Raw genomic sequence first — 12,061 nt, forward strand, 5'->3', positions numbered from 1 at the left:
CCGGCGCTCGATACCCCCAACATCAAGTGGCCTGGTTTTGCGCCGCCCAATGGCCGACTTTTACCCCGCCGTTGACAAAACGCATGGATTGGTGACGCTGGGCCAGCAAGACGGATCATTTGGCGATATGCGGATGCGCACCAAATGGACCGCTCACGACGATATAATTGTAGGTGACGAGGGCATAGGTTTACTGGTGTTGTCCGATTCCTATGGTGGAGTTTCCGGGGGGCTCGATGTCGAAGAAGGGAAGTCCATAACCATTGCAAGAGGGAGCGGCAGTGAAGGGGAATTTCGAATCGGAGACGGTTGGACACCGGGCAAGCTCAATGTATCGACGATAAATTTCGGTGATGGCACCGGCACGCTGATTTTCAACCACAATGCTACGGAGGCAAACAGCTATCAGTTTGCAGCAGATCTGGAATCAACTGGCACGGGCAACCACGCCATCGAACATCTGGCAGGCGTGACTACCTACACAGGCGATGGCTCCGGCTTTACCGGAGCCACCACCGTTTCCGGCGGTGCTCTGGTGATCACTGGCAACCTTGGCAGTTCATCAGTTACCGTTTCCGGCGACGATGGTGCCGAACTCCAGATCCTGAGCGGCGGTCATTTAGAAAGCATCGGTACGGCCAACATCGGAAACAGTGCCGACCCGTCCAGCACGATCCTTGTTTCTGGTAGCGGCTCTATCTGGACGAATGAAGGCTCCATATGGATCGGGCGCCTTGGAGCAGGCAGTGTGACTATCGAGGCTGGCGGCCACATTGACAGCGGTAATGTCGAGGTTGGCGGCCTGCCCGCGCCGGATAGGAGCCAGATAGCTGTTGACGATGGAACCTGGGATCTAGGCAGCCTCTACGCCGGCCTCGCCACGATCGAGGTGCGTAATGGAGCCGTCGTGATCAATGACGGGATTGCAAGGCTCGGCAATGGTGGGAATCGCCATACCGAACTCACAATCTCCAACAGTGAATGGACGACCACGGGACGGTTCGAGGTCGGCTGGCAAAGCTCGGCAGATGTATCGGTTGTTCATGGTGGCACGCTTGAAACCGCGGAGTCGGTTCTTGGCGATTTTGGTGTCCACGGAAGACTGACGATTTCCGACTTGGGTTCTACCTGGACAGCCAGCGGGGACATAACTCTTGGCAACAATGGCAAGGGAACACTGACAATCTCCAGCCAAGCGGAGGTGTTCGCAGACGGTCACGATATATATCTGGCTCAAGAGAGTGGCAGCGAAGGCGTCCTCAATATCGGTGCGGCGGCAGGCGAGATCGAGCAGGATGCAGGGTTCCTCGCTGCCGATGGCATCATTTTCGTGGATGGTAACGGCACCCTCGTCTTCAATCACACCGGCACGGAAACGAACAGCTACGCCTTCGATATTGCTCTGGAATCTGATGGTGCGGGCAACCATGCCATAGAACATCTGGCAGGCGTTACGAACTACGTGGGAGACGGTGCGGATTTTGCCGGCACGACCACGATTTCCGGCGGGACGCTCTACGTAAACGATGCTCTGGGTGGCTTTGTCGATGTCAGCGGCGGCGTGCTCGGCGGCATCGGGACGCTATCAGGCGATGTCTCGGTCAACTCCGGTGGCATTATTGCGCCCGGCAACTCCATCGGCACCCTGCATGTCGGCAATATTCTCTTTTATCCTGGTTCGATCTACGATGTGGAAATCATCGGCGGCGGCAATACGCCGGGCACCCACAACGATCTGATCAACGTTACGGGAACGGCGACGCTCAACGGCGGGACGGTCAATGTCATCGCACTCGACCCCGAAACGAGCTACCAGGACGGGCAGGACTATACGATCCTGACTGCCGGAAGCGTTTCAGGCGAATTCGATGATGTGGTCACTACGTCGGCCTTCATTACACCGACTCTCGCGCACAATGCCGACAACGTGGTGTTGACCATTGCGTTGGGCGATCCGGGTGATCCCGGCGACCCCGGCGATCCGGGCGATCCCGGTGATCCAACTACCGGACTGTTCACTACCGTGGCGCAAACTCACAACCAGTTTCAGGCAGCGACGGGACTTGACGGGCTCGACCAGACGCCCGGCTCGGATGCGCTGGCAGTCTACAACCAGATACTGATGCTTTCGGAGGAAGAAGCCCGCCAGGCCTTCGATCTCACCTCCGGCGAGATCCACGCCTCCGGCCAGCACGTGATCGACCAGACCTTCGGGCTGTTCACCCGCACGCTGCGTCAGCAAGGTTCGGCCGGAGTCGGCGCGTTCGGCAGCACCAACGTGATGACCGCACCACTGGCCTATGGCACGGTGTCGCGGCCCGCCGGCGTCGGCGCCATCGACGATGCGACCGCCAACTATGCCGATAGGCGTGTGGCCAATGCCTGGCTCGCCCCGCTCGGCGGACGCGGCAGTATCGACGGTGACGGCAATGCCGCCACGCTCGATTGGTGGAGCGCCGGTATCGCCGGTGGCTATGAAGGCCAGATCGATATAGGCACGGGCAATGCCTTCGCCGGCTTCGGGCTAGGCTATATCCGCAGCCACGGCTCGGTCGACGCACGGCTCTCCAGCTTCGATGCCGATGGTTTCCATATCGGTGCCTATGGCGCATGGGAAGATGGGCCGTGGAAACTCGCCGGTTCGCTCGCCTATGCGGCCAACCGCATCTCGACGGAGCGCCGCATTGTCTTTGGAGGGGTCGACCGCACGGCCGAGGCCGACTACTGGAACCACACCATCGGCTTCTCCGGTGAAGCGGCCTACGGTATCGACATGGGCGGCGGCACAATGCTTCTGCCGCTCTTTACCCTTGATGCCGGGTGGTCGGGCCATGGAGGGTTCACCGAGACGGGAGCCGACGCGCTCAACCTGACGGGCGCGTCGGAAAACTGGACCCGTCTCGACACCGGCATCGGTCTTGGCGTCAGCCATGTCGTGATGACCGAGACCGGACGTCTGATACTGGAAGGCCGGGCGGTATGGGAACACGCCTTTGCCGATGTGGTGCCCAGTCAGTCGCTCTCCTTTGCGGGCAGCCCGACCAGCTTCACCGTCAACGGTCCTGCGGCCAACCGTGACCGCCTGCGTCTGGGCGCCGGACTCGGTTGGGACATCGCTCCCGACATGACCTTGCGCGCCAACTACGAAGGTGTCTTCGCGGGCAGTTATGACAGCCATACGGCATCCCTGGGTCTCAACATCAGGTTCTGACGTGCAGCATGTTCATATCGTTTTCGCGATGATCTCCTGCTTGGCCCTCCTGGGGGGGCGGAACCATCGCAGCCGCCGCCAAGGGCCTGCCGGGTGGTGCATCGTCGCTCAACGAGGCACATGGCGATTGGTCGGTCGCCTGTGCGGCACGGGAAGGATCGGTGCAATGCGCGATCTCGCAGTCGCAGGTGAGTGGGCAGAACGGTCAACGCGTGCTGACCATCGAGTTACGTGCAGCGGAGGGCGGGGAAGCGATCAACGGCGTTCTGATCCTCCCCTTCGGGCTGCGGCTCGATGAGGGGGTGACACTTGCGATCGATGAGAGTGCTGCCCTCCGAAGGTGGAGGCCACACGTTCGAATCGTGTCGGGCGCGCCAATCTTTTCAATAACTTAGCCGATATGCACCATTGCAAGGTGAGAAACTGCAACGGTTTTGGACGATTGGTTGCCGTGGCGAGCGTCCGAGTAGAATATCGCATAGCGTTATGTCCCCTTCAGCGGTGCAGCCTGTGTAACAGGTTGCCTTTTTTTGCCGATCTATTGAGATTCGACGCCAACTTTCCTAAACTTGAGGCTCGCCTATGCCTATGCGCGTTACGGCAATTCTCATTGCGCAATCTCAAACATTTCAAAACCGCACTGTACCGAGGATGGAGTATTGACCGATAAAGCGACCCCTGCCGCCGACGCGGAAAATTCTACGGATGCACTTCCGGAACCTGAAGGTGCCACCCAGATCATCGATACCGACTACGAAATCGGCCAGGACAACATCAATTATCGAAAGCGCTTTGTCCTCGAGTTCGACGTTCATAATCCCGTCTTCAGCGTTTCTGCGCTGACCATCGTCGCTTTCACCATACTGACGCTGGCCTTCCAGAACACGCTGGGCCCCGTCTTCGAGGCGACCCGCGATTTTCTGACCGGAAATCTCGACTGGTTCTTCATCATCGCCGGCAACATCTTCGTTGTGCTCTGCGTCGCTCTGATCGTTCTCCCCCTTGGAAAAGTCCGTCTCGGAGGGCCAGACGCCACTCCGGACTACAATTACATTTCCTGGTTCTCGATGCTGTTTGCCGCCGGCATGGGCATCGGCCTGATGTTCTACGGTGTCTCCGAGCCCTTGGGCAATTTCACCGCCGCATTCGAGGGCCCCGTGACCGGCCCCGACGGTGTGCGCACCGACTGGGCTCCGCTCAACGGGATGTCCGGTGATGCCGAAGGTGCGCGGCGCCTCGCCATGGCGGCGACCATCTTTCACTGGGCGCTGCACCCTTGGGCGATCTATGCCGTTGTCGCCCTTTCGCTGGCGCTCTTTGCGTTCAACAAAGGATTGCCACTCACGCTGCGCTCGATCTTCTATCCGATCTTCGGCGAGCGCATCTGGGGCTGGCCGGGCCATGTCGTCGATATTCTCGCCATTCTCGCGACGCTGTTCGGCCTTGCCACTTCGCTCGGCATCGGCGCGCAGCAGGCCAGCGCGGGGCTGGATTTCCTGTTCGGCTTTCCCTCGAGCACAGGCGGCATGATCGTGCTGATCATCGTGATCACGGCAATTGCTACCGCATCGGTCGTGGCTGGAATGGATAAAGGGGTCAAGCGGCTGTCCGAGCTCAATATGGGGCTCGCCTTCCTGCTTTTGCTGTTCGTCATCGTCGTGGGGCCGACGTGGCAGATCATCACCGGCTTTTTCAAGAACCTCTTGGCCTATGTCGAGTATCTGCCCGCGCTCTCAAACCCGATCGGGCGCGAGGATGACAATTTTCGGCATGGATGGACGGCGTTCTATTGGGCATGGTGGATCAGTTGGTCGCCGTTTGTCGGCATGTTCATCGCCCGCGTCAGCCGGGGCCGTTCGGTACGCGAGTTCGTACTCGCCGTGCTCCTCATCCCCTCAATCGTCTCGACGATCTGGATGACGGCGCTTGGCGGCACGGCGATCAGCCAGGTCATCGATCAGGGTATGACTACGGTTCAGACGGCAGCTCTCGAACTGCAACTGTTCGAAATGCTGGCGGGCCTGCCGCTGACATCGTTCACCTCGCTTGTCGGCATCATTCTGGTGATCGTGTTTTTCGTGACGTCGTCGGATTCCGGCTCGCTCGTCATCGACACGGTCGCCGCCGGCGGCAAGATAAACGCGCCGACGCCTCAACGGGTTTTCTGGGCGACTTTCGAGGGGCTCGTCGCCATCGCCCTGCTGCTTGGCGGAGGTCTCGCTGCGTTGCAGGCCATGGCCGTGTCGACCGGTTTCCCGTTCGCCATCGTCTTGCTCGGCGCCTGTTTCGCCTTGGTGAAAGGATTGATGGCCGAGCCACGTTGACGCAGCCCGGGGCTGGTACGCCAGCCTCGGGCCCTTTTCCGGCATGTCACATTGCGAAGGAAGCTGTGGCCTTCCGCCGGCAAGGCACGGCGTGGGAGCAGCCATTCGCAGACACGGATGAAAAAGATACCCTGTTTGGTGCGCACTCTCCAAACTATCCTCATCTCGATATAGACGCGGCGCATGAAGCCACGTCGACCTCGCCGTTTGCCAGGTGCTTCAGACTATCGAGAGTGTTGCCGATTTGCTCTGTTTAGCGGAGCGCATGCGCGGCGCATTCCCTAGCGCTTCGCCCATGTTGATGATCATCAGAACCCCTTTGAACGAAGGGGGTGCTCATTTCCGGACTCAGATACGTTGGTTCGTAACGGACATGGCGCTTCTTGGATCGACCCGGTTTGGGACGCGCCATATACGTATGTGCAACGGTTTAACAAAGGGGACAGGCATGAATTTGCGTTATCTCTACACCTCGTTCGAAGGACGTATCAATCGAAAGCCATTCTGGATTGCCAGCCTGATCCTGTTCGTGATCGCAATCGTCATTTCATTTGCCGTCCTGATGCCGATCTCGGCAGGAAATGCGACCATGGGCGCGCTCGCGGGGCTGATCGTGTCGCTGGCGTTTCTTTATCCAGGCGCAGCCCTCGGCGTGAAGCGGCTTCATGATCGCGGCAAGTCCGGCCTCCTGATGGCGGTCTTTATCGCGCCTGGCCTCATCTCGCAGCTTTGCGACCTTCTCGGCATTACGGGCAGCTATCAAACCATTGCGGGGCAATCCATCCATATGCCGAACACGCTGGGCTGGGTTCTCAACCTGGTAACCCTCGTCGTCGCCATCTGGGCGCTGGTGACGCTTGGCTTTCTCAAGGGAACCAGCGGCGCCAACAGCTATGGCCCCGACCCTCTCGTGGGTGAGGCCCAGGAGGCAGTTCCGGGCTAACCCCGAACCGGCCTTGTGCGGTCAATGGTCGGCCCCCCCTTCAAACGAAGGGGGACACCGGTTTCAGCCGGCGTTAGCCTGCCGTGCCGGAAGCTCTCTCAATGCCAACCCTCGGAAGCCAGGCCCATGAAAACAATCGCCGCACTCTCGTTTGCTCTGTTCGGGCTCGCGCCGATCGCCGCATCCGCGGCCGATGACGTGATGATTGTCTATGACGGGTCGAACTCCATGTGGGGGCAGATCGAGGGGGTTTCCAAGATCGAGATCGCCCGCGACGTGATGGCCGGTCTCGTCGAAACCTGGCCGCAATCGACCAATCTGGGGCTGCTGGCCTACGGGCATCGGCGGGAGGGCGACTGCACGGATATCGAGTTGATGGTCAAACCCGGCCCGGTTGAGAAGGGTGCTTTCCTCCAAACCGTCAATTCCATCACGCCGCGAGGGCGCACGCCTCTGACCGCCGCGGTCGAGCAGGCCGCTGAATTCCTCTCATACAGGGACAATCCGGCGACGGTCGTTCTGGTCTCGGACGGGGTGGAAACCTGTCAGGCCGATCCGTGCGCGCTGGCCGCGCAGCTCGAACGGCAGGGGGTGGCCTTCACGGCTCATGTGATCGGTTTTGATCTTTCGCGCGAGGAACACGAGCAGCTTGCCTGCATCGCCGAGAATACGGGCGGGATTTTCGTGCCGGCCGAGAACGCGGACGAGTTGCGTGCCGCCATGACGCAGGTGCAGGCGACCATCGAAAGCGAGCCGGTCGTTGAACAGGTGCCAGAACCTGAACCCGTTGTAGAGCCGGAAACGCCCCCGCAGACCGTTTCGGCGCCTGCAACCGTGACCTTCGGCACCGACTTCACTGTGACCTGGGGTGAAACCGTCCATTCCCGTGACTGGGTGGTGATTGTCCCCGCCGGTGCTGACGAAGGCACAAGTCGCGGATATCGTCGGGTCGAAAGTCACGACAGCATCGCACTGAGGGCTCCGGCAGAGCCAGGCCTTTATGAAGTGCGCTACGTGCTCGATGAGGGCAACACGACACTGGCCTCGACGCCTGTCGAGGTTGTGGCGGCCGAGCAGACCGTTTCAGCGCCTGCAACCGTGACCTTCGGCACCGAGTTCACCGTGAGCTGGGGCGAGACGATCAACCCGCGCGACTGGGTGGTGATCGTTCCCTCCGGTGCGGACGAAGGCACAAGCCAAGGATATCGTCGGGTCGAGAGCCACGACAGCATCGCACTGAGGGCTCCGGCAGAGCCAGGCCTTTATGAAGTGCGCTACGTGCTCGATGAGGGCAACAGGACACTGGCCTCGACGCCTGTCGAGGTTGTGGCGGCCGAGCAAACCGTTTCGGCGCCTGCAACCGTGACCTTCGGCACCGAGTTCATCGTGAGCTGGGGCGAGACGATCAACCCGCGCGACTGGGTTGTCATTGTTCCCTCCGGTGCTGACGAAGGCACAAGTCGCGGATATCGCCGGGTCGAGAGCCACGACAGCATCGCACTGAGGGCTCCGGCAGAGCCAGGCCTTTATGAAGTGCGCTACGTGCTCGATGAGGGCAACAGGACACTGGCCTCGACGCCTGTCGAGGTTGTGGCGGCCGAGCAAACCGTTTCAGCGCCTGCAACCGTGACCTTCGGCACCGAGTTCACCGTGAGCTGGGGCGAGACGATCAACCCCCGCGACTGGGTGGTGATCGTTCCCGCCGGTGCGGACGAAGGCACAAGCCAAGGATATCGCCGGGTCGAGAACCATGACGTTATCTCGCTGCGTGCGCCTTCGGTCCCCGGTCTTTATGAAGTGCGCTACGTGCTCGACGAGGGTAACAGGACGCTTGCGTCGACCCCGGTCGAAATTGTCGAAGCTCAACAGTCCGTCTCCGGACCGGAAATTGTCCGGGCAGAGAGCGAAGTCACGGTGACCTGGGGCGAGACCGTGCATCCGCGCGATTGGGTGGTGATCGTCGCCGTTGGTGCGGACGAAGGCACAAGTCAAGGTTACCGCCGGGTCGAGAACCACGACGACATCACCCTGACGGCGCCCGCCGAAACAGGTCTCTACGAGATTCGCTATGTGCTCGACGAGGGCAGCAAGACCTTGGCATCCAGCCCCCTTGAAGTTGTTGCCGCAGACGCTCCACTTGACGACGGTGCCGGGTTGAACGCTCCAGCAAGTGCCACGCCGAGCGAAACCGTCACCGTCTCCTGGACCATCTCGCCTGACGATGCCGATCGACGCGTCGCGCTGGCGAAGGCCGATGCCCCGGATTTCACCTGGATTTCGGCGCATCGCGTGGGGGGCGAGCAGGAAACGGAAATCACGCTACCCGATACGCCAGGCCAGTACGAAGTGCGCTTCCTCGATATTTCTAGTCAGAGCGTCCTCGGGCGCGCCATCATCGCAGTCGGCGAGTGATCAATGAAGCAGTTGCTAACGCCACATATGAAAGCATCGCCACAGCGTTGCAATGCCCAGTGCCGACCTCGGGGATGAGGCTCGCCTGTAGCGGGGACTGGCAACCTATCGTATCCTCAGGCGAAGACCTCTTCGGCGACCGGTTTCGCGCGTCTGGCGGTCCACTCGTCAGGGAGTTTAAGGAGAAAGACTGAACCGATCCCCGGTCGGCTTTCGAATTCCAGGTTTCCGCCAAGAAGCCGGGCGAGTTGGGCAGCGATCGACAGGCCGACACCCGTACCCGGCACGTCCCGCGCCGAGCTGGCGCGGAAAAAGCGCCCGAACAGATTTTCCTGCTCGTCCTCGGGGATGCCGATGCCACGGTCCTCGACCGCAAACAGTATTTTCCGGTTCTCGGCCGAGATGTGGATGGTGACCGGTTCGGAGGATGGTGAATACTTGATCGCGTTCGATACGAGGTTGCCCAAGATCTGTTCGGCCAGAAGCGGATCGGTTTCAAGTTTGGGTGGCACTTCGTTTCCGACCCGTACCGTGATCATGCGATCGGGCGTTGCGTTCAATTGACGCTCCCGAACACGCCCGACGAGAGTTGCTATAGCGCATATGGCGGGATCGGGGCTCACCTGCCCGGCATCGAGCCTGACAACATCCAAGGTTGCACCAATCAAATCATTGAGCCCTCGCACCTCCGCCCGAACGTTGTTGGCCCGTTCTTCGATTTCCGCGCGCGTCATCGTGTCGTTGCTACGCAACAAGCGTTGCATTGCGGAATCGATCACCGCCAAAGGTGTGCGGAACTGGTGCGACGCAAGCGCAACGAAACTGCGATAAGCCTCGGCGGCCTCCTGTTCACGGATTAACGAGCGCATGAGGCGTTGTCGCTGCGCCATGGCTCTCAGCATCACAAGCGAGACCGCGATCCCCAGGGCGATGATCGCGACGATCGAGACGATGACTTGGATAATCGACTCGCGCTGTCTGTCGAGCCGTGCGCCAGTTGCCTCCCATCGCCTCACCATGGACTGGTTGGCGGCGCGTCCGAGGTCTGCAATCAAAGGGGTAAGCGTGTCATGGATCGCTGCCGCCTTGTCTGTGTCGCCAAGGGAGATGCCGAGGATTTCGGACTCAATCTCCCCGATCGCCATATTGGCCGATATCAGGCTGTCGCTGAGGCCGAGTTCGCTCATATAACGCAATTGCGGCCCTTCGGTCAGAAGGGCCAAACGGCTGAGCACAACATTATAGCGTCTTTCGATCTCCGCCGTGCTCTGGGGGATACTCGCCTTCCGCGCGACTTCGACGTCCAGCAAGAGCGTGGCCACATGCGCGCGCGATATCGCCCACAGCATATTGTCACCTTCGTTTTCGCGCATTCCCGCTTCGGTGCCGGCCAGCCGGATCAGCGCGAAAATCAACAGTATTGCAAAGGTGGCAATGGCCGCGCCCGCGATCATATAGGCGACGAGATTATTGCGGCGGGTCATTCCACGTCCAGCCGGACAAGCTGCCACACCCAGCGATAGTCGTAGCGGATATCCTGCAACTCCGCCTGGTTATCCCGCGGATAAACGATCCACAGTGGTCCCTTGTCGCTGGGCAGCAGGCGCTCCCCGTCCATATGGGTAGCAACAAGGACGTCGAACCGCTCGAAATCCTCGACGGGAATGTCGATGATATAGTCGTTGAGCGCGGTTGCCGTCACCGTCTGGCCCATGGCCCCGACATGAGCCAATAGATCGCGCATCAGAAATCCGTCGAACCGCTTGACCCCGTCTGTAACGACCGTGGTGGTTTCGAGCGTTGTGGACGGGAGGCCAGAGAGCATTGTTTCGTCAAACACGGCGCGGGACTCCAGATTGGTCCGCGTTATCTGCCCTGCAACCGTGAGGATGACGTCGCCATCGGGAGGTGGAAGCTGGGTTTTGTCGCCCAATGCTGCTGGTGCGAGGGTGAAAATCAGCGCCGCAGTAAAGGATGCGGATAACAGATCTTTCGATGACAAGAATTGCGTTCGTGCAAAGGATCGCACTGTATCGATGATTGCGATTCCATTCATTTCGGCCCCCTTCCGAACAAAACCTCTCCCAGACAACCAGACCATGGAGGCCATGTCTATTGCGGTGTCTGCATGGTCCCTGTTCGAATTCGGGAAAACCGCAATCTTGTTCCTACCCAGCGCTGGACGCCGTCGATGCTTCCGGTTCTGCTCTGGGCGGCTGATAGGTTCGCGCCTTTTGGCTGAGTTTGCGGAATTTGGCTGATAAACTGTCGAGCTTGGTTTCCCAGGCCGGATCGGGAGCCTGTCCGGCGATGGTTCGGAAATAGACCTCCATCATGCAGGTGATCGCGAAGGGTTCAAGCAGCGCTGCCTTGACCGCCCATGCGAAGATCAGGGCAAAGACAATGCCGCCGGCCGACCAAGCGCCAGGGATCAGATAGACCGCAAGCGCGGCCGGTGCGAGCATGACCAGAAAGACGACGAAGGACAGCCCGTAGACGATGAGCGCCAGCCACGCCGCGTTCTTCAGCATCGGCTTGTAGTTCTGGGCATAGAGGACCAGACCCGTCTGCGCAGAGGCCCATGCGTTGTCGGATTTGGTGCGGATGGCATAGGCGAGGATGACTTCATCAATGAAGCCAACCGCGATACGCAGGAAGGCCTGAAGGATCGATACGAATTGTTGGGCCCCTGGAATCGGGAGAATGCTGACGATGCCGCGCACCAGCCCGGTGATGGCGCGCAACACGCCCTTGACCAATTGGTCGACCCCGAACAGTACGCTGGCCTGGGCGAAGCGTTTCGTCACCTCCTGGCGGGCATAGGCGACCTGCGAGCGCCCCTCGGGCATCTGCTCGCCGTCGAGCAGCTTGACCAGCACCGCGATATGTCCGGCCTTGACGATATAGAGGACATATTCCCGCGCCAGGTACATGACGGCGCCGACGAGGCCGAAGCCGATCACGCCGCCCCATATCGTCGCGTTCGCCTGAAAGCCGCTGTCGCCGAAACCGCCGATGCCCCAGCCGATGCCGGCGCCGGCGCCCGTCACAAGCACATAGGCGAGAGCCGCCCCGAAATAGACGGCCATGCGGAGTAGTACGAAGGGTAATGTCTGGAACATGAGGCTCAGCGCACGTCCGACGGAAAAGTCCCACATGGTCCAGTAGCTC

At 60.3% G+C, this 12,061-nt stretch carries 8 protein-coding genes; 5 read left to right on the top strand and 3 right to left on the bottom strand.

The features are described from left to right. Positions 1–49: 49 nt before the first annotated feature. The 5 genes from DVH29_RS14040 (at position 50) to DVH29_RS14060 (ending at position 8,890) form a co-directional block, all read left to right on the top strand. A complete protein-coding gene (locus DVH29_RS14040) occupies positions 50–3,211 on the top strand; it encodes an autotransporter family protein (protein WP_114646824.1) in 3,162 nt (1,053 codons plus the stop codon). A gap of 86 nt (positions 3,212–3,297) precedes the next feature. After that, complete coding sequence (locus DVH29_RS16630; RefSeq protein ID WP_281270844.1) at positions 3,298–3,606, top strand: invasion associated locus B family protein; 309 nt, start codon at positions 3,298–3,300, stop codon at positions 3,604–3,606. Between the two features lie 264 nt (positions 3,607–3,870). Beyond that, the gene (locus DVH29_RS14050; protein WP_114646826.1) at positions 3,871–5,535 is read left to right on the top strand and encodes a BCCT family transporter; all 1,665 of its coding nucleotides are present in this window, start codon (positions 3,871–3,873) and stop codon (positions 5,533–5,535) included. A 448-nt stretch (positions 5,536–5,983) separates the two neighbouring features. Beyond that, positions 5,984–6,478, top strand: a complete 495-nt coding sequence (locus DVH29_RS14055) for a DUF805 domain-containing protein (protein WP_158541681.1) — start codon at positions 5,984–5,986, stop codon at positions 6,476–6,478. A gap of 126 nt (positions 6,479–6,604) precedes the next feature. Beyond that, the gene (locus DVH29_RS14060; protein ID WP_158541682.1) at positions 6,605–8,890 is read left to right on the top strand and encodes a VWA domain-containing protein; all 2,286 of its coding nucleotides are present in this window, start codon (positions 6,605–6,607) and stop codon (positions 8,888–8,890) included. Between the two features lie 116 nt (positions 8,891–9,006). Here DVH29_RS14060 and DVH29_RS14065 read toward each other — a convergent pair whose 3' ends face one another. The 3 genes from DVH29_RS14065 to DVH29_RS14075 all read right to left on the bottom strand — a co-directional run bounded on the left by DVH29_RS14065 (position 9,007) and on the right by DVH29_RS14075 (position 12,048). Next, positions 9,007–10,374: a sensor histidine kinase gene (locus DVH29_RS14065; RefSeq protein ID WP_114646829.1), complete on the bottom strand. Its 1,368-nt coding sequence runs from the start codon at positions 10,372–10,374 to the stop codon at positions 9,007–9,009. After that, the gene (locus tag DVH29_RS14070) at positions 10,371–10,946 is read right to left on the bottom strand and encodes a putative pterin-binding protein (protein ID WP_114646852.1); all 576 of its coding nucleotides are present in this window, start codon (positions 10,944–10,946) and stop codon (positions 10,371–10,373) included. Before DVH29_RS14070 ends, DVH29_RS14065 begins: the two co-directional genes overlap by 4 nt. Positions 10,947–11,058: 112 nt before the next feature. After that, positions 11,059–12,048 carry a hypothetical protein gene (locus DVH29_RS14075; protein WP_114646830.1) on the bottom strand — a complete coding sequence of 330 codons (990 nt, stop codon included), beginning with the start codon at positions 12,046–12,048 and terminating at the stop codon, positions 11,059–11,061. Between the last annotated feature and the right edge of the window lie 13 nt (positions 12,049–12,061).

The sequence above is a fragment of the Pelagibacterium lacus genome, from assembly GCF_003345525.1.
In the GTDB taxonomy this organism is placed as follows: domain Bacteria; phylum Pseudomonadota; class Alphaproteobacteria; order Rhizobiales; family Devosiaceae; genus Pelagibacterium; species Pelagibacterium lacus.